The organism is Clostridium felsineum DSM 794 (genome assembly GCF_002006355.2).
Lineage (GTDB): Bacteria > Bacillota > Clostridia > Clostridiales > Clostridiaceae > Clostridium_S > Clostridium_S felsineum.
Genome location: NZ_CP096980.1, coordinates 2,092,660 through 2,116,675, shown reverse-complemented (window position 1 = coordinate 2,116,675; position 24,016 = coordinate 2,092,660). Strand labels below are relative to the sequence as shown.

At 30.0% G+C, this 24,016-nt stretch carries 19 protein-coding genes and 1 pseudogene; 6 read left to right on the top strand and 14 right to left on the bottom strand.

The window, feature by feature from the left end; all coding sequences use genetic code 11:
* Positions 1–31 precede the first annotated feature (31 nt).
* From CLFE_RS09950 to CLFE_RS09900, 11 genes are all read right to left on the bottom strand, one after another.
* Positions 32–865, bottom strand: a complete 834-nt coding sequence (locus CLFE_RS09950) for an aminotransferase class IV (protein WP_207651357.1) — start codon at positions 863–865, stop codon at positions 32–34.
* Positions 866–1,013: 148 nt separating this feature from the next.
* The gene (locus tag CLFE_RS09945; RefSeq protein ID WP_077892736.1) at positions 1,014–1,655 is read right to left on the bottom strand and encodes an HAD-IB family hydrolase; all 642 of its coding nucleotides are present in this window, start codon (positions 1,653–1,655) and stop codon (positions 1,014–1,016) included.
* A gap of 461 nt (positions 1,656–2,116) precedes the next feature.
* On the bottom strand, positions 2,117–2,479 hold the full coding sequence (locus tag CLFE_RS09940) for a DUF1292 domain-containing protein (protein WP_077834062.1): 363 nt from the start codon (positions 2,477–2,479) through the stop codon (positions 2,117–2,119).
* 169 nt (positions 2,480–2,648) lie between these two features.
* Positions 2,649–6,164: a pyruvate:ferredoxin (flavodoxin) oxidoreductase gene (nifJ, locus tag CLFE_RS09935; protein WP_077892737.1), complete on the bottom strand. Its 3,516-nt coding sequence runs from the start codon at positions 6,162–6,164 to the stop codon at positions 2,649–2,651.
* Positions 6,165–6,456: 292 nt separating this feature from the next.
* Positions 6,457–6,969, bottom strand: coding sequence for a CAP domain-containing protein (locus CLFE_RS09930; protein WP_077892738.1), 513 nt, complete (start codon positions 6,967–6,969; stop codon positions 6,457–6,459).
* Positions 6,970–7,068: 99 nt separating this feature from the next.
* Positions 7,069–8,145, bottom strand: a complete 1,077-nt coding sequence (gene murG, locus CLFE_RS09925; RefSeq protein ID WP_077892739.1) for an undecaprenyldiphospho-muramoylpentapeptide beta-N-acetylglucosaminyltransferase — start codon at positions 8,143–8,145, stop codon at positions 7,069–7,071.
* Positions 8,146–8,308: 163 nt separating this feature from the next.
* Positions 8,309–10,072: a single-stranded-DNA-specific exonuclease RecJ gene (gene recJ / locus CLFE_RS09920; RefSeq protein ID WP_077892740.1), complete on the bottom strand. Its 1,764-nt coding sequence runs from the start codon at positions 10,070–10,072 to the stop codon at positions 8,309–8,311.
* A 44-nt stretch (positions 10,073–10,116) separates the two neighbouring features.
* A complete protein-coding gene (gene mnmA / locus CLFE_RS09915) occupies positions 10,117–11,184 on the bottom strand; it encodes a tRNA 2-thiouridine(34) synthase MnmA (protein WP_077892741.1) in 1,068 nt (355 codons plus the stop codon).
* Positions 11,185–11,200: 16 nt separating this feature from the next.
* On the bottom strand, positions 11,201–12,331 hold the full coding sequence (locus CLFE_RS09910) for a cysteine desulfurase family protein (protein WP_077892742.1): 1,131 nt from the start codon (positions 12,329–12,331) through the stop codon (positions 11,201–11,203).
* 96 nt (positions 12,332–12,427) lie between these two features.
* A complete protein-coding gene (gene cysK, locus CLFE_RS09905) occupies positions 12,428–13,357 on the bottom strand; it encodes a cysteine synthase A (protein WP_077834069.1) in 930 nt (309 codons plus the stop codon).
* A 98-nt stretch (positions 13,358–13,455) separates the two neighbouring features.
* Positions 13,456–13,899 (bottom strand): RrF2 family transcriptional regulator, encoded by a 444-nt coding sequence (locus tag CLFE_RS09900; RefSeq protein ID WP_077834070.1) that lies wholly within the window; start codon positions 13,897–13,899, stop codon positions 13,456–13,458.
* A 538-nt stretch (positions 13,900–14,437) separates the two neighbouring features.
* Between CLFE_RS09900 and CLFE_RS09895 the strand changes: the two genes are divergently transcribed.
* From CLFE_RS09895 to CLFE_RS09875, 5 genes are all read left to right on the top strand, one after another.
* Complete coding sequence (locus tag CLFE_RS09895) at positions 14,438–15,580, top strand: glucose-1-phosphate adenylyltransferase (RefSeq protein WP_077834071.1); 1,143 nt, start codon at positions 14,438–14,440, stop codon at positions 15,578–15,580.
* Between the two features lie 20 nt (positions 15,581–15,600).
* Complete coding sequence (glgD, locus tag CLFE_RS09890) at positions 15,601–16,719, top strand: glucose-1-phosphate adenylyltransferase subunit GlgD (protein ID WP_077892743.1); 1,119 nt, start codon at positions 15,601–15,603, stop codon at positions 16,717–16,719.
* Positions 16,720–16,749: 30 nt separating this feature from the next.
* Positions 16,750–18,183, top strand: coding sequence for a glycogen synthase GlgA (gene glgA, locus CLFE_RS09885; protein WP_077892744.1), 1,434 nt, complete (start codon positions 16,750–16,752; stop codon positions 18,181–18,183).
* 35 nt (positions 18,184–18,218) lie between these two features.
* Positions 18,219–18,752 (top strand): CBM20 domain-containing protein, encoded by a 534-nt coding sequence (locus CLFE_RS09880; RefSeq protein WP_077892745.1) that lies wholly within the window; start codon positions 18,219–18,221, stop codon positions 18,750–18,752.
* Between the two features lie 130 nt (positions 18,753–18,882).
* Positions 18,883–20,088, top strand: a complete 1,206-nt coding sequence (locus CLFE_RS09875; protein ID WP_169851002.1) for an IS256 family transposase — start codon at positions 18,883–18,885, stop codon at positions 20,086–20,088.
* Positions 20,089–20,311: 223 nt separating this feature from the next.
* Here CLFE_RS09875 and CLFE_RS09870 read toward each other — a convergent pair whose 3' ends face one another.
* Complete coding sequence (locus CLFE_RS09870; protein WP_077894995.1) at positions 20,312–20,680, bottom strand: ArsR/SmtB family transcription factor; 369 nt, start codon at positions 20,678–20,680, stop codon at positions 20,312–20,314.
* Positions 20,681–20,884: 204 nt separating this feature from the next.
* Here CLFE_RS09870 and asnB point away from each other — a divergent pair.
* A pseudogene (gene asnB, locus CLFE_RS09865) lies at positions 20,885–22,033 on the top strand (asparagine synthase (glutamine-hydrolyzing)); the annotation flags it as partial.
* Between the two features lie 45 nt (positions 22,034–22,078).
* On the opposite strand, the gene CLFE_RS09860 reads toward asnB, so the two are convergent.
* The gene (locus CLFE_RS09860; protein ID WP_077894993.1) at positions 22,079–22,876 is read right to left on the bottom strand and encodes a Cof-type HAD-IIB family hydrolase; all 798 of its coding nucleotides are present in this window, start codon (positions 22,874–22,876) and stop codon (positions 22,079–22,081) included.
* A gap of 41 nt (positions 22,877–22,917) precedes the next feature.
* A complete protein-coding gene (locus CLFE_RS09855; RefSeq protein WP_077894992.1) occupies positions 22,918–24,009 on the bottom strand; it encodes an alpha/beta fold hydrolase in 1,092 nt (363 codons plus the stop codon).
* Positions 24,010–24,016: the final 7 nt, after the last annotated feature.

The window sequence follows — 24,016 nt, the reverse complement described above, 5'->3', positions numbered from 1 at the left end:
ATTTTGTTTATTAATATATTATATTATTTTTTTAACTTTTACTATCAAAGTTTTTTATATAATTGCTGATATAATTGTCATAAGTTTTCCTTATATTCCTTATAGTTTCATTGTTTTGAGAATTAATTTCTATATTATCCACTTGAGATATTGGCAGCACCTTAGGTGACGTACCAGAAATAAACAAACCTTGAAGTTTACTTATTTCTTTACAACTTATCCTTCTGTCTTCTACTGTATATCCACATTGTTTACAGATTTCAACTATTACTTCTCTTGTTATACCAGGAAGCACATCTTCTTTGGGTGCCGTATAAACTATATTATCTTGTACCATAAATATATTTGATTTACTTCCTTCTGTTATATTGCCATTTCTGTCAACAAGTATGGCCTCAAATACCCCCTTCTCTTTTATTTCTTTATCTACCATCTGTCTAAAGTTCAAATTTATAACTTTAGCATTTGGATTTTCTCTTTCTCCATTATATAGAATTGTTTTGACACCATTTTCATAATCCAATTTATCTGGATATTTATGTTTAATAAAATATAAATAAGTACTATACTCTCCATCCAAATAATTAAAAACTATTTTTATATTTCCTTCTTTAGCTTTATTAGCTTTAATAAGAGTGAATATATCTCTCTTTACATGTTTTATATCTGTAGACATTTTTAATTGTTCTAGTCCAAATGATCTTTCTAACCTTGCAATATGTTTATCTAAAAAAAGAGGAACACCGTCAATAATTCTTATAACTTCATATATGGATTTTCCTCTATTTACAAAATTTCCATCAAAAACTTCTACATTTTCTACTTTACCGTTAAGAACAAAATATTCTTGAACACACTTTTCCATGTAATACACTTCCTTCCAATACAGTTTAAATTATAAGGCATGCTTATAATTTACTGGAGACTAAATATGTTTTATCTGCATCTAAAACATTATGCCAGCTTAAAATACCATGCCATATATGCTGCATATATTATTATTTATACATTTACTACTTCCATTTTAACGCTTTAATATTATTATCTTTTTTTCTTGGGTTTACGAGGTATGGATGACCAACTAACTTAAAAAGCGGCATATCAGATAATGAGTCTGAAAACATATATGAATTTTTAAAATCCACTTCGATTTTTTCCTTATTAAGCACTTCCTTTAACCTTCTTACCTTTTCTTCGCCTTTACAATTTTCACCAACTATTTTTCTGTTAAATATACCGTTTTCATTGGTAAATCTAGTTCCAATAATCCTATCAACCTCCTTTATATTATAAAGTTCATTCAAATAAAATTCTGCTGAGGCTGATATCAAAACCACTTCATAACCTTCACTTTTAAGCTTTTTCATTGTGTTAATGGCGTCAACATAAAGTATCTTGCTTAATTTAACATCATAAAATTCCTTAACCTGTTTTTTCATATCTTCTTCTTTTACTCCATCTATAAAAGAAATAAACATCTCTTTTGCTGTTCCTGCATCAAGTACCTTTATAAAAAATAAAATCCCGGCTACCAATATCTTAGGAAGCTTTATTATCATTTTAGGATTTTTTTTAACCATAAATTTATAAAATTCAAATAAGGTTTCTTTTTTAGTTAGAGTATAATCAACATCAAATATAGCTAACTTTTTCATTAAATTTGCTCCTTTTAGTACAAATACTTCTTATGTATACATAAAAAGAGGATCATGCAAAATGCATGACCCCTTTTAATACATAGATAAGAATCTATTACATTTCACCATAATGTCAATTTTTACAAAATAAGCATTATAAAATTCTCAGCTTAACTATGTAAATTTTATATGAGGTTTTTAAGTTAAACCTTTGATTATAAACGCAATGTAAAATTTTACATATTTTTAAAATCAAGTTTAACCTTAAACCCAATATAGTTGTAAGCTAGAAATTAAAATATTAAGATTTATAATTAATTCATTAAATGTACATAAATAACAACATTTATTATGTACAAATTTATATTAATCACTAAAATCCTATATAGACTTCTATTTCTTAAATATTTAATTTTATATAAATGAACTCAAAATAGCATACTAACTTTTTAGAATACATTTATTTTAAAACAGAAAAATTAGTTTGAACTATTTTGATTCATAACACTCTCATAGTATTTTGTAGCTGCTTCAAATTCTTTATCATCAGGTACTACTAATTCTCCTTCTTCACCTTCTCCAATAACTTTAAAAAGGTATACAGAACCATTTTCCGGATTTTGAACTAAAGCATATTCATTATCATTGTAAACAAATCCATCTACAACCTCACATGATACTAATTGGCCATTTTCATCCTCTAATTCAACAACCATAGCTTCTCCTGAACCGCAACCACCATCGCAGCCACAATCACAACCGTGATCATGCTCATGATCATGTCCTTCAGCGCCACATCCGCAGCCACCTTCACAAGAATTCTTTATTTCATCTTCTTTCATTAAAACTTCACTCCTTTTTTACATCATGTTATAATTCTACCCTTATTTCAAGGATTTTAAAAGACCTTTTTTAAAAAAATTAAAAAATATTATCTATTCACTAAATATATTTTTCATGTTTTTTACATAGTGTTTAAGAAAAAATAAAGAGCCGTACGGCTCTCTATTTTTATCTATCAGCTAATCTTTTATAAGATTCAAGTCTTTCCATTGCATCTTTTTCAGTCTTAGCATATAATTCTTCAGCTTTATCAGGGAATACTTTCTTTAATGAAGCATATCTAACTTCACCAAGTAAGAATTCTTTAAAGTTTCCTGTTGGCTCTTTTGAATCTAAGCTAAATGGATTCTTTCCTTCTTCTTTAAGAAGTGGATTAAATCTATAAAGTGCCCAGTATCCACACTCAACAGCTTTCTTTTGTTCTAATTGGCTACATCCCATACCAGCTTTTAAACCATGATTGATACATGGAGAATAAGCTATGATAAGTGATGGACCATGATAGTTTTCTGCTTCTTTTATAGCTTTTAATGTTTGATTTTTATCAGCACCCATAGCTATTTGAGCAACATAAACATATCCATAGCTCATTGCCATCATTCCAAGATCTTTCTTCTTAGTTGTCTTACCTGCAGCAGCAAATTGAGCTATTGCTGAAGCTGGTGTTGATTTTGAAGATTGACCACCTGTATTTGAGTAAACTTCTGTATCAAATACAAATATGTTTATATCTTCTCCACTTGCAAGAACATGATCAACTCCACCATATCCGATGTCATAAGCCCATCCGTCTCCACCGAATATCCATTGTGATCTCTTAGCTAAGTAATCTTTGTTAGTGTACATTTCAGTAAGAGCTGCATTGGCATTTCTTTCTTTCTCAAGTAATGGTAATAACTTGTCTACTATTGCTCTTGAAGTTTCACCATTATCGATATTTTCAAGCCAATCTTGAAGAACTGCTTTAAGCTCTGCGCTTATTTCACTATTGATTGCTTCCTTAGCAAGATCTGCTAATCTTTCTCTTAATTGAGTTGTTCCAAGAAGCATACCCATTCCATATTCTGCATTATCTTCAAATAATGAGTTAGCCCATGCTGGTCCTTGTCCTTTTGCATTAGTTGTATATGGCATTGAAGGAGCACTACATCCCCAAATTGATGTACAACCTGTTGCATTTGAAACCATCATTCTATCACCGAATAATTGAGTTATAAGCTTAGCGTATGAAGCTTCTCCACAACCTGCGCAAGCACCATTGAACTCAAGAAGAGGTTTAGAGAATTGGCTTCCCTTAACTGTATATTTGTTAGCAACTTCTTTTCTTTCTTTAAGAGTTGTTGCATAATCAAAATATTTTTCTACTCCATATTCACTTGCTGCTGGTTTCATAACTAAAGCTTTTTCTTTAGCAGGGCAAACCTCTGCACAGTTTCCACAGCCAGTACAATCAAGAGGACTTATAACTATTGAGAAGTTTAATTCTTCATCAGACTTAACTCCCATAGCCTTCTTATATTTCATTCCTTCTGGAGCATTTTTAGTTTCTTCAGCATTCATTAAAGCTGGTCTAATTACTGCATGAGGACAAACAAATGAACATTGATTACATTGAATACATTTGTCTACATCCCATTCAGGAACGTTAATTGCAATTCCTCTCTTTTCATAAGCAGCTGTTCCAAGAGGATATGTTCCATCTTCTTTACCTTCGAACGCACTTACAGGAAGCTTGTCTCCTTCTTGTCTGTTTATTGGCTCAAGAAGATCAGTTATAAACTTAGGTTTTGCTACCTCTTCTTTAGGTGCATCTTTTGCATCAGTCCATGCTGCTGGAACATCTATTTTAACAATAGCTCCAACACCTTGATCTATTGCAGCGTTGTTCATATCAACAACTTTTTGGCCTTTTTTACCGTAATTTGTTACAACTGCATCTTTTAAGTATTTAACAGCATCTTCTACTGGGATGATGTTTGCTATTTTAAAGAAAGCAGCTTGACAAATCATGTTTACTCTTCCGCCAAGTCCTATTGCTTGAGCTATTTTAACAGCATTTAATGTATAGAAGTTTATATCATTTTTAGCTATATATCTCTTCATTTCAGCAGGAAGTTTTTCTTCTATTTCTTCTGGAGTCCAGATTGTGTTAAGTAAGAAGTTTCCACCTTTTTTAAGTCCTGCAAGAACATCATACTTATAAACATAGCTTTGATTATGACAAGCTATGAAATCTGCTTTATCTATTAAGTATGGTGATTTAATTTCTTTCTTACCAAATCTTAAATGTGATACTGTTATACCACCTGATTTTTTAGAATCATATGCAAAATATCCTTGAGCATACATTGAAGTATGGTCTCCGATAATTTTTATAGCACTCTTGTTTGCTCCAACAGTACCATCTGATCCAAGTCCCCAGAACTTACATGTTTTAGTTCCTTCTGGTGTTGTATCTATTTCAATTTCTGGAACTGGAAGTGATGTATGAGTAACATCATCATTTATTCCTATAGTAAATCCATCTTTTGGTGCATCTGCTTTTAAGTTTTCATATACTGAGTATATATGAACTGGTAATGTATCTTTTAATCCAAGACCAAATCTTCCACCAACTATAACAGGTCTTACATCTGAGTTGTAGAATGCTTTAACAACATCAAGATATAATGGTTCAGCTTGAGAACCAGCTTCTTTTGTTCTATCAAGAACAGCTATTTTCTTAGCGGTCTTTGGTATATATTTTAAGAAGTGCTCAACTGAGAAAGGTCTGTAAAGATGTACTTTTAATACTCCGACTTTTTCTCCTTTAGCTCTTAAATAATCTATTGTTTCTTCGATTGTATCACAGATTGATCCCATTGCTATGATAACTCTATCTGCATCTTCAGCACCATAGTAATTGAATAAGTGATATTCTCTTCCTGTTATTTTACTTATTTCTCCCATGTAATGTTCTACCATTTCAGGAAGTGCATTATAAAATTTGTTTTGAGCTTCTTTTCCTTGGAAGTAGATATCTGAACCTTCGTTACTTCCTCTTTGAACTGGATGATCTGGATTTAATGCGTTTCTTCTAAATGCATTAACAGCATCCATATCAAGTAAACCTCTTAAATCTTCATAATCCATTACTTCAACTTTTTGTATTTCATGTGAAGTTCTGAATCCATCAAAGAAGTTTATGAAAGGAACTCTTCCCTTTATAGCAACTAAATGAGCTACTGCGGATAAATCCATTACTTCTTGAACGCTTCCTTCTGCAAGAAGTGCACATCCAGTTTGTCTAGCAGCCATTACGTCTTGATGATCTCCATATATATTCAATGAATGAGTAGCTAATGCTCTAGCACTTACATGGAATACTCCAGGTAAAAGTTCTCCTGCTATCTTGTACATATTTGGAACCATAAGAAGCATTCCTTGTGAAGCTGTATATGTAGTAGTTAGAGCTCCTGCCTGTAATGATCCATGAACTGCACCAGCAGCACCTGCCTCCGATTGCATTTCCATAATCTTAACTTTTTGTCCGAAAAGATTTTTTCTTCCTTGTGTTGCCCACTCATCTACATGTTCTGCCATTGGTGATGATGGAGTAATAGGATAGATAGCTGCAACGTCTGTGAACGCATAAGAAATATGAGCAGCAGCTGTGTTACCATCCATAGTTTTCATTTTTTTCATGTTGTATACCCCTTCCTACAAATTTTTTATTAGGAATTATAGGCAAAAGTCTAAGTTTTGCCTATAAAAGCTTAAGAGCTTGTTACGTTTTTAACTATACTATAAAAAATTTTCTAACGCAAAACTTCTTTTTTTGCGATTATCCTTGCATTAAATGAAAAATGCTTAACATTTCTTCATAAATTACAATTTTTCATTTAATTACTCTTTTTTGCTTATTTATTTTTTTGTACACTGCTTTGCATTTTTATTTATGGGATTGAATTTTTTCCCTGTTCCATCTTAACTAAAATTATCTTTTTATAAAAACTTGAGTCCAATATATCTTTCCACTACTAGATTTTACAGCTCCAACGCCTATCTCTCTATAGGATTTTCCAAGTATATTAGCTCTATGTCCCGGTGAATTCATCCATCCATTCATAACGCTTCCAGCATTTGTATAGCCGTATGCTATATTTTCACCTGCTGCAGCATATGATAGCCCATACCTTGTTAAAAGTGAAAAGGTTGAACCAAAGGTAGGTGACATATGTGAAAAATAATTTTTTGTAAGCATATCTCTAGATTTTATTCTTGCAACATTCATTAATTGAATATTTGTCTTTAAAGGCGCAAGACCATATTTTGCTCTCTGAATATTTACAAGTTTTATCACTTGGTTCTCTTCATTCTGTAAATTGCTTATCGCCATACTAAAGTTTTGATTACTATATGCTGTAGTCTCTGCCTTCATTCTGACATTTCCACTAAACATCAATACACTTATAAAAATAGCTACTAAAACCAACCACTTTTTTTTCATTTACTTTATCCTCCTAAAATAATTTTTTATTATTTTTAGGAGTTTATAAAATACTATTCATTAAATTGTTATATAACAATTGTCTAAAAAATAACATTGTTAATATATTCTTTTATATTTATCAATAATATTTATTATATTTTCAACACCATTTTGGGCAGGGCTTGAATTCATTGCTTCTTTATACTTTTCTTGATCTTTTTCTAATTCTGTAATTTTATTAAAAATTACTCCACTAGTTATCTCTTCCTCCTGAATAACCATACTGTACCCATTTTTTTCAAAAGACTGGGCGTTTAAAATCTGATCTCCTCTACTAGACTTTTTAGATAATGGAATTAATAGATTAGGTTTTTTTAGTGCTAAAAGTTCAAAAATAACATTAGCTCCAGCTCTTGAAATAACTAAATCAGCCGCGTTCATAACATGCGGAAGCTCTGTTGATATATATTCAAATTGCTTATATCCCTTAACTTTTAATAAATCTTTATCTAAGTTTCCTTTTCCACAAATATGCACTACATTATATCTTTTTAAAAGTTCATTTAACTCCTCACGTACAGCATCATTTATAACTTTTGAACCTAAACTACCACCTATAATCATTAGTACTGGTTTGTCACCATTAAAACCGCATATTTCAAGCCCCTTAATTCTACTACCTTGAAATAATTCATCTCTTATAGGAGTGCCTGTAAGCATTCCTTTATTGTTTTTTATATTTTTAAGAGACTCTGGAAACGTTACACAAACCTTTGTGCAATATGGTACTGATATTCTATTTGCAAGCCCTGGAGTTATATCCGATTCATGAGCTATTACAGGTATTCTACAAAAATGAGCTGCCATAACCACAGGAACTGATACGAACCCCCCTTTAGAAAAAACTATATTGGGCTTTTTCTTCCTTAATATATTAATAGCTTGAAATATTCCTAAAACAACTTTAAAAGGGTCCGAAAAATTTTTAATATCAATATATCTTCTAAGTTTACCACTGGCTATAATGTTATATTTTATTTTTTCTTTTTCTATTATACTTCTCTCTATGCCATTTTTTGTTCCTATATATTCTATCTCATACCCCAGCCCTTTTAGTTTCGGTACAAGTGCCAAATTAGGCGTAACATGTCCCGCAGAGCCTCCGCCTGTCATTACTATTTTTAGCTTATTCATAAACCTGCTCCTTTTTAATCTTTCTTTATTTATTTCATTTTTCACAAAATACAATCTGGTATATAACAGATACATATATTTTATTAATAAAATTCATTTAAATAAATTGCAAAATTCAAGTTGAAATGTAATAAAATATGATATTATTTATCTTATACTAGAGCTACCTAAAATATTGTACTACTATTTGAACACTTACATTTCCATTATATTCATTTATATCTGGATAAAATGCTATATCCAAATTAACATTATTTTCAATACCACTATACATTTTATTTAATTCTGCAGTACCATACCTATCTATTACTAATCTTTGAAACTCCTCTATATCTCCAAAAAATATTCCATCTATATATCTTCTGTTTTTAGAAAAAAATTTTATTTTTAAGACATTATGATTTTGTCCTATTACTTTTGCACTAACTATATTTGCTTTTTTTTCTCCAAAAATAGGTTTGGGATTAGCTTTTCCAAAAGGTTCTAGTATACTTAAATCCTTAACAAAATCGTAACTTATATGTTCAAGTGGCATTCCCATATCAAGTGTTATTTTAGGTATTAAGTCCTCATCAGTCAATTTAGTATTAAAGTTTAACTGTTCTCTTAAATTATTTATGTTATTTTCTTCAAGGGATAGTCCGGCAGCCATAGGATGTCCTCCAAAATTTAATAATATGTCCTTACATTTCATTAATTCTTCAAACATATTATATCCCTCTATAGATCTTCCTGATCCCTTTGCACCATTCTCAGTTTTTGTAAGCACTATAGTTGGTACATTATATTTTTCTCTTATCCTACCAGCAACTATTCCAACTATACTTTCATGGACTTCAGGTACATAAACCACAAAAACTTTATCTTTTGTCATGTTTGTGTTTTCAATTATATTTATAGCACTTTCTACACCCTTTTGTGTCATTTCTTTTCTCTCATTGTTAAAATCAAATAATTCTTTTGAAAGCCTTACCGCCTCATTTTCATTTTCAGTTACTAATAATTGAAGACCTCTTTTAGCTGTATCAAGTCTACCTGTAGCATTTATACATGGACCTATTACAAATCCAAGATGATATGTAGAGATCTTTTTATCATCTATGGCTGTTTGTCTTATAAGTGCTCTCAGGCCTATATTTCTAGTATTATTAAGTAGTTCTAATCCATTTTTAACAAAAATTCTATTTTCATCTACTAAATCAACAACATCGCATACTGTAGCAATTGCTACAAATTGTGATAAATTATAACACTCTTCTTTATGTATTTTAAATTCAGCATACAAAATTTCTATAAGTTTAAAAACAACCCCTGCTCCACATAGGCTTTTAAATGGATATGCACATTCAATTTGTTTAGGATTTACTATAGCATCTGCATTTGAACTTACAAAGGTTCTTTCACCCTTCTCATTTTCTACAAAAGGTATATCATGATGATCAGTAACTATAACTGTAATATTAGCTTCCTTTGCATAATTTATTGGTTCTATTGCTGAAATTCCGTTATCACAAGTTATTATAGTATTAACCGAATCCATTATACATTTATCTATTATATTTTTATTTATTCCATAACCATCCTTGACTCTATCTGGTATATCGTAATCAACATCTGCACCACATCTTTTTAAAGCTGTAAAAAGTAAATATGTACTTATAACTCCATCTACATCATAATCTCCTATAATTCTTATTTTTCTTTTTTTCTCTATTTTATCCTTTAAAATTAAGCTAGCTTTTTCAGCATCCTTCATTTTTTTTGAATCATGCATTTTTTCAAACTTAGGATTCAAAAAACTTCTTATTAATGTATTATCTATAATTCCCCTATTAACAAGAAGCTTTCCTATTACTTCATTTATTCCAAAACTTTTAGAAATTGCTTTATAGTCTGCTCTTATGTTTTTTATAAACCATTTTTCCAACTACCCAAACACTTCCTTTTTCTCTACAAAATAAAAAGCGATGGCTACTTAATAATGCCACCGCCAACTAAAAGATCACCTTCATAAAACACAACAGACTGTCCTTTTGTTATTGCTCTCTGCGGTTTTTCAAATTTAACTTTTATATTATAATCATCTATAGGATATATGGTTGCCTTTGAAGCCTTCGCATTATACCTTATTTTGGCATCTACTTCAATTGGTTTTGTAAGCTTATCAAAAGGTATAAAATTATTATTAAAGGATATTAATTCATCCTTAAATACCTCTTCCTCTTCTCCTATAACAACTTGATTTTTCATTGCATCTATATTAGTTACAAAAACTCTCTTTCCTGTTGCTATACCAAGACCTTTTCTTTGTCCGATAGTGTAATAAACTATTCCTTTATGTTTTCCTAATATTTTACCTTCCTTATTTACAAAATCTCCACCCTTAACAGCCTTAGGGCACTCTCTTTTTATAAAGCCACCATGATCATTATCTGGTATAAAACATATCTCTTCGCTATCCTTTTTATCAAAAACATTTAGCCCGATTTCCTTTGCTATTTCACGTATATGTTCTTTTTTATAATCTCCACATGGCATTAAAGTATGTTTCAATTGTTCTTGTGTCATATTGTACATAACATACGTCTGATCCTTTTTATCATCTTCTGATTTCTTTATTACATATCTTCCATTATCCTGAATAATTCTACAATAATGACCTGTAGCAATATAATCTGCTCCAAGACTCTCTGCTTTTTTTAGAAGTGCATCAAATTTAATATACTTATTACAAGCAATACATGGATTAGGAGTCTTTCCCTTTAAATATTCATCTGTAAAATAATCTATAACCTTTTCCTTGAATATCTCTGTAAAATTAACTACATAAAAAGGTATGCCTATTCTGTATGCAACCCTTCTAGCATCTTCTACTGCTGAAAGCGAGCAACATCCTCCCTCCATTTCAGTATAGAATGCATCATCCGGTGTAAGCTTCATAGTCACCCCTATTACATCATATCCTTGCTGTTTTAAAAGGTAGGCAGCAACAGAGCTATCAACTCCTCCACTCATACCTATAACTACCTTTTTATTCATTTATATCACCATTCCTTTAGCTAGTCAATTCCTTTAGTTTATTTACTACATATAAAATTTCTTCTTCTGTGGTGAATTTCCCTATAGTAAATCTTATTGAACTTCTTGCTTCTTCTTTTGAAAGACCAATTGCTGTAAGAACATGCGAAGCATCCATAGCTCCCGCTTGACAAGCACTTCCTGCTGACGCACATATTCCTTCCATATCAAGCTTAAATAAAATACCTTCACCATCTTTTTCATTAAAACATAAATTTATATTATTTGAAAGTCTTTTTTCATTTAAAATACCATTTAACTTCACATTAGGTATTTCTAGTGACTTTTCTATAAATAAATTTCTTAAAACAGTCTCTCTTTCATTTTCCTTTTCAAGTTCATCATTAACTATTTTAAGTGCTTTAGCTATTCCAACTATCCCAGGAACATTTTCGGTTCCACCACGCCTTCCTCTTTGCTGCTGCCCTCCATATATAATGTTGTCAATCTTTGTTCCTTTTCTTATATATAATATTCCTACTCCCTTAGGTCCATAAAATTTATGTGCAGCTAAACTTAATAAATCCACATTTATTTCTTCAACATCTATTTTTATATGCCCTGCTGCTTGAACTGCGTCTGTATGAAAAGCTATATTTTTTTCTTTTAAAAAAGCTCCTATTTCTTTTACTGGCTCTATTGTTCCAATTTCATTATTTGCCATCATTATAGATACAAGTATAGTATCTTTTCTTATACTTTTCTTAAGATCATCTATAGAAACAAATCCATTTGAATCAACTTTAAGATATGTTATTTCGAAGCCTTCCTTTTCTAAAAACTTACAACAATTAAGTACTGCATGATGTTCTATTTCTGTAGTAATTATGTGTTTTCCTTTATTCCTATTTGCAAAGGCACTACCAATTATAGACCAACTATCACCTTCACTGCCTCCACTTGTAAAAAAAACTTCCTGAGGTTTACAATTAATGATTTTAGCTATGGTAATTTTAGCATCATCAATTGCCATTTTACTTTCATTGGACAATGTATATATAGACGCTGGATTACCATAAAATTCAGTAAAATAAGGCATCATTTCAGCTGCTACCTCCTTTAAAACAGGTGTTGTAGCTGAATAATCCATATAAATTGTTTTTTTCATTGCAATTATCATCCTTTACCTTATAAACATATAGAGCTGTCTCAAAACATGAATTGAAACAGCTCTCACAATTTTATTATATTATATTATAATCAATTAATCAAATACAGACATTGATAAATATCTTTGACCACTATCTGGAAGAATTACAACTACATTCTTACCTTTGAATTCTGGTCTTGAAGCAACTTCTTTTGCTGCAAATAATGCTGCTCCTGAAGATATTCCAGCAAGTATTCCTTCCGTTCTTGCAAGTTCCTTCGCAGAGGCAAATGCATCTTCATTTTTAATTTGAATTATTTCATCTATTAATTCTGCTTCATAAACCTCTGGAACAAATCCTGCTCCTATTCCTTGTATTTTATGAGGACCAGATTTTCCACCTGAAAGTACTGGTGATGTTGCTGGCTCTACAGCTATTATCTTTATATCCTTGTTTTTCTTTTTAAGAGTTTTAGCAATTCCTGTTATAGTACCGCCTGTTCCAACTCCTGCAACAACTGCATCTACTTTTCCGTCAGTATCTTCCCAAATTTCAACTGCAGTTGTAACTTCATGTATTGCTGGATTTGATGGATTATTAAATTGTTGTGGTATAAAAGAGTTAGGATTTTCACTTGCAAGCTCATTAGCCTTTTTAATAGCTCCTGTCATTCCTTCAACTCCTGAAGTAAGAACAATCTCAGCTCCATATGCTGTTAAAAGCTTTCTTCTTTCAACACTCATAGTTTCAGGCATTGTTAATACAAGTTTATATCCTTTTGCAGCAGCAATAAATGCAAGACCAACTCCAGTATTTCCACTTGTAGGCTCAATTATAACTGTATCCTTATTTATTAAACCTTGTTCTTCTGCATTTTTTATCATTGAATATGCTATTCTATCTTTTATACTTCCTGACGGATTAAAATATTCTACCTTTCCCAAAATATTTCCATTCACCTTATTTTTTTCTTTGTAATTTGAAAGTTCAACCAATGGAGTTCTTCCAATAGTATCAATTAAGCTTTTATAGATTTTACCCATAATAAATCACCTCGTATATTTATTAAACACATTTGTTTACTAGGAAAAAATATTTTTAAAATTATCTATATCCCCTCATATAGATAATTTAATTAACTCTAAATATAATACATGTAACTTGAATTTAATACGTTATTATAATTGATAACTAAATCCTCCAAAGTAATTGATACGACTACCTCTTCAATCGCTGTATTGATTTTCGTCCACACATTACCTCTTATAAAATTATCAAGTTTGTCTTCTTTTAATATTTCATTTTCGTCCCTTTCAACTACAGAAAGATCACCCTCTAGCGCATTTAATATATCTGCTACAGTTATATCTTTCATGCTTTTCCCAAGTACATATCCACCTTGTGAACCTTTTCTACCCTTAACAAGTCCTTTTTTCCTAAGTGAAGAAAAAATTTGTTCAAGATATCCTTCTGAAATATTCTCTCTTTGAGATATACTTTTTAATGTAACAATATCATTTACTGAATTGACAGCTAAATCAATCATAGCCTTTAATCCATAACGTCCTTTTGTAGATATTTTCATATGCATTTCACCTATTTATAGTTTTTTTATTGAATTACTATGTTTTTATAGTACGACTAAAAAATTTACTTGTCAAGTAATTTTTTTCAAACTTAACTTCATAAAAAATAAGATTAGAAAATCGAGTACTACATTTAATTTTGGGCATACTAGTATTGTAATTTATGTATGTATAATTGGAAAGATATTATATTTTAAATATAGATGTATATTTGTAAAGATTTTTTATTAATTTACTAGTATATAGGGTGGATTTTTAATACATAATGCAAATAAATTTCTATTAAAATTTCATATTGTTTTTAATGTATAATTTATGAATCAATATCAAAATATAATACCAGTTATTTAATCGTAATCTTTAGAATTTAATTATTTATTTTTTTTTCAAGAATTTAATAATAATACTCCTTAAAGCTTAATAATATTATTTATATAAAACATTCTTTTATTAGAAATAACGAAAATCAAAAAAATGTTTATTTATTTATATTTATAATTAATGCTTTTACTATATTGGATTCGAGGAGGGTTTATTTTGTCAAAAAAAGAAATTATAGCCATGATACTTGCTGGTGGTCAAGGAAGTAGGCTTGGTATACTTACTAGAAGAACAGCAAAACCAGCAGTACCATTTGGAGGTAAATATAGAATTATTGACTTTACTTTAAGTAATTGTTCTAATTCCGGAATAGATACTGTAGGAGTTTTAACTCAATATAAACCACTAGCACTAAATTCTCACATAGGTATTGGAAGTCCTTGGGATTTAGATAGAAGTAGTGGCGGTGTAAGTGTTCTTCCTCCTTATATGCAAGAAACTGGTGGAAATTGGTATAAAGGAACTGCCGATGCTATTTTTCAAAATAGACATTTTATAGAAAATTATGATCCTAAATATGTTGTTGTATTATCTGGAGACCATATATATAAAATGAACTATCTAAAGATGCTTGACTTTCATAAGAAAAAAAATGCCGATGCAACAATTGCTGTATTTGAAGTTCCATTAAATGAAGCTAGTAGATTTGGCATTATGAATACTGACAAAGATGATAGAATAAATGAATTTGAAGAGAAACCAAAGAAACCAAAAAACAATCTTGCTTCTATGGGTATATATATTTTTAACTGGAAATTTCTCAAAAGGTTTTTGGAAGAAGACGCAAAGGATGAATCCTCCAGTAACGATTTTGGTAAAAACGTAATACCAAACATGCTTAATAGAAAAAGAAAATTATACGCTTACAGATTCAATGGTTATTGGAAGGATGTTGGAACTATTGAAAGTCTATGGGAAGCCAATATGGATCTACTAGATGACAATAATAGCTTAAATATATATGATCCTAAATGGAGAATTTATTCTGTTAACCCTACTATGCCTCCTCAATACATAGCCTTCGACGCAGATATAAAGAGATCTTTGATTGTTGAAGGATGTATAGTTTTAGGAAAAGTATACAATTCTGTACTATTTCCTGGTGTTTATGTTGGAAGAGATTCAATAATAACTGATTCTGTAATCATGCCAAATGTAACTATAGGTGATAACGTAATTATGAAAAAATCAATAATTGGAAGTAATGCAAAAATAGATGACAATGTTATTATAGGCACTAACGATAATATCTCCGTAGTAGGCGCATCAAGTAAAGTAAAACAAAGCATTACACAATAACACATTTGGAGGTAATTAAAATGCTAAATAACTATATGTCAATATTAAGTTTAAATGAGAACGACAACGATATTAAAAGTCTTACAAAAACAAGACCATTAGCCTCTATACCTATTGGCGGAAGATATAGAATTATAGACTTTATACTTTCTAATCTTGTAAATTCAGGTATTAGAAATATTGGTATATTAACTCAATGTAAATCAAGATCATTAATAGATCATCTTGGTTCAGGTAAACCTTGGGATCTAGATAGAAAGTTAAATGGATTATTCGTCTTTAATTTTAGTGGTATGACTTCTACTTTAAGTGATATAGAAATGTTAAAGAATAACATGGAATATTTATATAGAAGCAAACAAGAGAAAGTTATTCTCGCTTCTTCTTCTGTAATATGTAACATAGATTTTCAAAAAGCAGCAAAGTTTCATGAGGAATCTGGTAAAGATATAACCGTTATATATAAAAGAACTAGTAATGGTAAAAAAAAGTTCTTGAACTGTAACATATTAAACCTTGATGAAAATAATAATATTTTAAGTATTGGTAAAAATAATGGTCTTGATGAACTTCAAAATATATCATTGGGAATGTTAATTATGAATAAAAAACTTCTAATAAGCATATTGAATAATTGTATAAAAACCGGATTTTCTCTTGGTTTAAGGCAGTGGATTATGAAAAACATAGAAAAATTCAACACTAATGCTTATGAATTTAGTGGATATGCAGAATATGTAGATTCCGTTAAATCCTATTACAAAGTCAATATGGATATGTTAAATCTTGATATAAATAGAGAACTATTTTTCAAAAACGGTCTTATATACACTAAAGTAAAAGACGAAGCACCTACGAAATATTTTAATGATTCAGAAGTATACAATTCACTTATTGCAAATGGTTCATTAATTCATGGTCAAATCGAAAACAGTATAATAGGAAGAAGAACTACAATTTTAAAAGGAGCTAGATTAAAAAACTGCATTATAATGCAAAACTGCATTATAAAGGAAAATGTAGATTTAACAAATGTCATTGTTGATAAAAATGTAATTATAGATGAGAATACGATTTTAAAAGGAGGAAAAGAATTTCCTCTTGTTATAGAAAAGAAATCTATTTATTCAGAGGTCTAATATCTTTAATCAAAGGGGGGGAAGACTAATTTGAAAATTTTATTTGTTGCTTCTGAAAGCTATCCATTTATAAAGACCGGAGGCCTAGGTGACGTCTCTTATGCATTGCCTAAAGCACTTAGAAAAATAGGTATAGATGCAAGAGTAATAATACCAAAATACTCAGACATACCAGAACATTTTAGATACAATACCCATCATATTGCAAGCTTTGGAGTTCCAGTTGGTTGGAGAAGTCAATACGGTGGTCTTGAATATTACGAATATAACGGTGTGCCTTTTTATTTTATAGACAATGATTACTATTTTAAAAGACCTGGCCTTTACGGTTATTACGATGATGGGGAACGCTTTTCCTATTTTTCTAGGAGCGTACTTCAATCTATAACCTACATGAATGATTTTAATCCTGATATTATACACTGTAATGATTGGCAAACTGCTATTATACCTGCACTACTAAAGGATCACTATAGAGACTATGAAAACTACAATCATATAAAAACAATTTTTACAATTCACAATCTAAAGTATCAAGGTGTTTTTGGAAAATCTGTTCTTGGAGAACTTCTATGTTTAAATGAAGGTTATTATAATGAAAATGCCCTTAAATTTTATGATGGTGTTTCTTTTATGAAAGGCGGAATTTTATTTTCTGATAAGCTTTCAACTGTTAGCAGAAGTTACGCAGAAGAAATTAAAGATCCTTATTATGGTGAGCATCTTGATGATATACTAAGGCAGCGTTCCAGTGACTTATGGGGAATTGTAAACGGAATTGACTATGACATAATAAATCCAGAAACAGACAAAAGTCTATTTTATAATTTTAATAAATCGACCCTATATAATAAAACAAGAAACAAAACAGAACTTCAAAAAATGCTTAATTTGCCTGTTTGTGAGGATGTCCCTATGATAGGAATTATATCAAGACTTGTAAGTCAAAAAGGATTTGATTTAATTTCAACCATTTTGGAAGAACTTCTTCAAGATGGAATACAGCTTGTAGTACTTGGTACTGGCGAACGTAAATATGAGGATATGTTTAAATATTTTGCATGGAAATATCCAAATAAGTTATCCGCTAATATCCAATTTAACAATGATTTAGCTCAAAAAATATATGCTGCATCTGACATGTTTTTAATGCCATCTAAATTTGAGCCTTGTGGAATAGGTCAGTTAATAGCCTTAAGATATGGTAGTCTTCCTATTGTAAGAGAAACAGGAGGCCTTAGGGATACAGTTATTCCGTTTAATCCAGTAACTGGCCTAGGAAATGGATTTTCTTTCTCAAACTACAATGCACATGATATGCTTCATGTTATAAGAAATGCAGAATATTTTTATTATAATGAAAAACATAATTGGAATAATATTGTTAAAACTGCAATGAATGAAGATAACAGTTGGAATAAATCAGCTGAAATCTATAAAAACTTATATATGTCTGTACTTTAAAATTAATAATAAGAATTTGGAAAGGAGATTATATTATGTCAAAAACATTATCTAACAAACAAATTAATAAAGATTCATCTAAAACAGTAGCTTCTTATATTACTGAAGTCAGTAAAAATTCTGAAATCGAGGCTCCTAAATTAGAATCTATAAAAAGAGGTACTACAACTAGTAAGAAGACTGCTAAGCCAAAAACTACTAAAACTAAAACCGTAACTAGTGACTCAAAAATAAAAAAAGTTCTAGCTGAAAAATCCGATTCATTAATCGATGTTACTTTTGTTTTAAATAATACTTCAACTTCTATTGGAGAAAACATATTTATTTCTGGTAACATTGAAGATTTAGGAAATTGGGATGTATCTAAAGCTGTAAAACTTAAAACTAACGAGGATATATATCCAACATGGAAAATACAATTGAGACTTCCAGAAAACACAGAAGTAGAATTTAAATTTTTATCCTTAAAAGAAGGAGAAGATGAAAATTCTGCAGTTTGGGAAAACTCAGATAATAGAACTTTAACTGTTAGTGAAAATAATAAAGTATATGAATGTGAGTGGTCATAATCATTACACATTAAAAGAGCATGTGAAGAAAAGTCTGTAAATAAAAATAATAAGGCTTTCTATGGTAAAATAAAATCATAGGAGGCCTTTTATTATGGCAAGAAAAAAAGATATTTATAAGGTAAAACCAATGAATGAAGGAAAAAGAAATATTATATCAGCTCTTATAGACGAGTATGATATTCAGTCAGCTGAGGATATTCAGGAAGCTTTAAAAGATCTATTAGGTGGAACTATTCAATCTATGCTTGAAGGTGAAATGGACGAGCATTTAGGCTATGAACCATATGAACGAGCCGAAACTACAAACTCAAGAAATGGGAAAAAACAAAAAAGAATTCGAAGCAAATATGGTGAGATGAATATAGATGTACCACAGGATAGAGAAAGTTCTTTTGAACCTAAAATAGTACAAAAACACCAGAAAGATATTTCTGGTATAGAAGAAAAAATTATTTCTATGTATGCTAAAGGATTAAGTACCAGACAAATTTCAGAACAAATTGAAGATATATATGGGTTTGAAGTTAGTGAAGGAATGGTTTCAAATATAACCAATAAACTTCTTCCTGAAATAGAAGCATGGCAACATAGACCTTTATCTACAGTATATCCAATTGTTTTCATTGATGCAGTTCATTTTTCCGTAAGGGAAAATAACGTTATACGTAAGCTTGCAGCTTACATTATTCTTGGTATAAATAATGAAGGCAGAAAAGAAGTACTTTCTATAAATATTGGAGAAAATGAAAGCAGTAAATATTGGCTTAGTGCTCTCAATGAATTAAAAAATAGAGGTGTTCAAGATATCCTTATCCTTTGTGCAGATGGTCTTACAGGGATAAAGGAATCTATATCAGTAGCTTTTCCAAATACTGAATATCAACGTTGTATAGTTCATCAAGTAAGAAATACATTAAAGTATGTTTCTGATAAAGATAAAAAAGAATTTGCAAAAGATTTAAAAACTATATATCATGCACCTTCTGAGGAAATTGCATATAAGCAATTAGAAGAAATCACTGGAAAATGGGAAAAACATTATCCTAACTCAATGAAAAGCTGGAAATCAAATTGGGATGCTATTAGCCCTATTTTTAAGTTCTCTGCTGATGTAAGAAAAGTTATTTATACTACAAATGCAATCGAAAGTCTCAACAGCACATATCGTAGATTAAATAGACAAAGAACTGTATTTCCAAGCGATACATCACTTTTAAAAGCTTTATACCTTGCTACTTTTGAAGCTACAAAAAAATGGCGTTTGCCACTAAGAAATTGGGGTAAAGTGTACGGTGAATTATCCATTATGTATGAAGGACGACTTACTGAATAAAAAGCTTAATATGCCAAAAACGCCTGTTTTTAAAGGCGTTCTTGACATACATATTTTTAGAATGTATATTTAAAACAAGATAGAAAGTCACTTTTGACAATCTTGTCTTTTAAAACTTACCATAGAAAGTTATTTTACAGAAAGAATTTTACACTCTCCATTAAAAAGCAGAGATTATTCCTCTGCTTTTCTTTAATATTGTTTTTATATAAATCTCTTGTATCTACTTTTCTTTTATGTGCATAAATCCCATGTTAAATATCTCTTTTATATGTTCATCATCAAGAGAATAATACACTGTTTTTCCCGCTCTTCTATACTTCACTAATTTTGATTGTCTAAGTATTTTTAATTGATGTGATATTGCTGATTGTTTCATTTGAAGTAAATATGCTATGTCACATACACACATCTCTTCTTTAAACAGAGCGCAAATTATTTTTATTCTTGTACTATCTCCAAATACCTTAAATAAATCAGAAAGCTCATATAAATCTTCATCTTCCGGCATATCAAGTTTTACTCTTTCTACTGTATCTACATGTATTACATTAGCTTCACATATCTCATTACTATTTTCATTTTGAGACATAAAACTCATCTCCTTTTATAGTACTCACATGAATGAATTTTTATATGATTATGTTATCATTATAACCTCATCTATTCAATACACCGTATAAAAATTTCTTTATTTATATTATATAAGATTTATTATAATATGTAGCAATTAAATTTCTATAAGCATAATATAACTTTATAGAGTTTATTAAATCTATAGAAGAATGGTGATAATATGTGTGGAATAGCTGGATTTGTTAATTTTAAAAAAAGCTTAATTGACAAAAAAAATGTTATAGAAAATATGACTAATACTCTTATAAAAAGAGGCCCAAATGAAAAAGGATATTATGTTTCTAAAAATGTTCTTTTAGGACATAGACGTCTTGTTGTTGTAGACCCTACTGGTGGAAGCCAACCAATGATAAAAATACAAAATGGGAAAAAATACATTATCGTATATAATGGTGAATTGTATAATACAGAAGATTTAAGAAAAGAGCTTTTAAGTGCAGGTTATGAGTTTTCATCTTATTCTGATACGGAGGTTCTTTTAACTTCATATATTCATTGGAAAGAAGAATGTGTCAATCATATTAATGGAATTTTTTCGTTTGCTGTATACTCTGAAAATGATAAAAAAATCTTTCTAGCAAGAGATCCTCTAGGTGTAAAACCCTTATTTTATACAATAAAAAATAACAATTTAATATTTGGTTCTGAAATAAAGACGCTACTTGCTAATCCCCTTGTAGAGCCTATTTTGACTAAAGAAGGCTTAACTGAAATTTTTGCACTTGGCCCTGCTAGAAATCTTGGAAGTGGAATTTTTAAGGATATTTATGAAGTACCACCTGCAAATTTCCTAGAATTTACTGAGCACTCATTTAAACTTTATGAATATTGGAAATTAGAATGCAAACCTCATACAGAAACTGCTAAAGAAACGGCGGATCATATAAACTACCTACTTACAGATGCTATAAAACGCCAACTCTATGCCGATGTACCTGTATGTACTTTTCTTTCGGGAGGACTTGACTCTAGTATAATATCAGCTGTTGCTGCAAAAGAATTTAAAAAACAAGGTAAAACACTAAATACTTATTCCATTGATTATAAGGATAATAACTTATACTTTAAAAATGATAACTTTGTAATAACTCCCGATAGTGTATGGGCTGAAAAAATGCACAACTTTATAGGTAGCAATCATCACAATGTTATAAATGATAATTTAAATTTGGCTTCCGCCTTATATGATGCTGTAAAAGCAAACGATCTTCCTGGTATGGCAGATATCGATTCTTCACTTTTTTTATTCTGCAAAGGTGTTGTTAAAGATAATGTTGTTTCACTATCAGGTGAAAGCGCAATACAAGTGATAAAAAAACATACCCCCATAAAATGAAGGTATAAAACTTTAACTTTATATAATGTTATAATGCTTTAAAGCATACTCAATTCCATCTTCCATTATATCTTTAGTAACAAAATCCACCAAATCAAATAATCCCTTGCAGCTATTTCCCATAGCTATACTGTTAGGTACATGCTGAAGCATTGGTAAATCATTTAGACTATCTCCAATTGCATAACAATTTTTAAGATCAATATTAAAATAATCTCTCAAAAATTCAATTCCTGTTGCCTTTGAATATCCCTTAAGTACTATTTCACCAAACTCTCCTTCCTCATCTTCCCTATCAATATAATCGAAATTACTAATAACATAGTTTTTAAAAGCTTCAAGATTGCTTTCTTCTCTTGTCCATATAACTAACTTATCAAAAACAATGTTAGGATCATCCCAAGACTTTGTAACATCATAGCCACGTTTCTCAAATTTATTCTTCAATTGTTTCGTTTTAGATGAAATAGGCTCTCTTTGTTCAAAATAAAAATCATTCTGACCTTCTAAAAGAGCATCAATTTTATATTCACGAAGTTTTTCTATAATTTGTATACATTTTTCTTTAGGAATAGATTTATCTAAAAGAGATTGTCCATCAACATTTATGTAAGTTCCACATCCACAAATATATCCATCAAATCCAATTTCACGAATAACCTTTGGCACATTAAAAAACGTTCTTCCCGTATTTATGAATACAAGATGTCCATTTTTTCTAGCTCTCTTTATAGCTTCTATAGCACTTTTAGGAATCTCATGTGTCTTTTCATCTACTATAGTTCCATCAATATCAAAAAAAATCATTTTTTTCATGCAGTATTTCTCCTCTATTTTCTTTAGTTTTATTACTATTTCTACTGATTATTATTAAAGAAAGCAAACACTTTATTAAAATATGGAATCATTATATTATCTTTTTCCCTATATATTTCGTGTTTTGAATCTTTGACCACTATTAGTTTACACTTTTTAGCTGCATTTGCAAATTTATTTTCACCCTCTGGCCTTACAGTATCATCATTTTCTGCTTGAAACAACAGTATTGGAATATTTACTTTCGAGGCATTTTTGCTATCAGTTACTTCACGTGTTGCTTCTAATGCTGCTTTAACCCATTTAAATGCTGCTCCTCCATTTTTAAGATCATCTATCCTATTAGTTTTATCTAAATAATAGTCATATCTTGATTTACTGGTTGTACAAGAAGTTTCAAAATCACTTTCCTCTGAATATTCATGATGACCAGGAGCATAATTATCTCCTAAACCAACAAAGTTAAACACATTGGCAACTGCTTTTGAAAAAAATTCAGGATATCTTCCAGTATTTACTTCGAACATTGGAGCGCTCAACACAGCTGCTTTAAAGTATTTAGGATACCTTTCCAAGAATAATCCACCAATTGCTCCTCCCATTGAATGTGCATATAGAAATAATTTTTTACCTTTATTCTCTGGTTTTACTATGGTATCTACGTATTCCTTCAAATCCTCTACATAATAATCAAAATTATCAATGCTTGTTTGACTTGAATCCTTACCTAATCTAGCTGATCGTGCATGTCCCCTGTATTCAATTCCGTAAACAGAATATCCGTTTTTCAAGAAATAATATATAACTTCATTATATTTTTCTAGGCTTTCTCTAAAACCATGAGATATTACAATTGTATTTTTAGAATTAGGATTAACATATTTTTCATAATAGATATTTATATTTTCTTTTCCTTTAAAATATCCTGATTTACGTTTAGAATTAAGATATTGTTCTACCTTACTCATTTCATTTTCATAGTTATCTTCACTTATATAATAGTTTTTATACTCGCTTTCTTCCATACTTGCCTTTTCTTCAGCTGCTGCTATTTTATCACAAGATGAATTTCCAAGAATAAAAACTGTTGCCATAACAAATGTTAATAACACTCTTTTACCTATTTTTTTCATATAAACC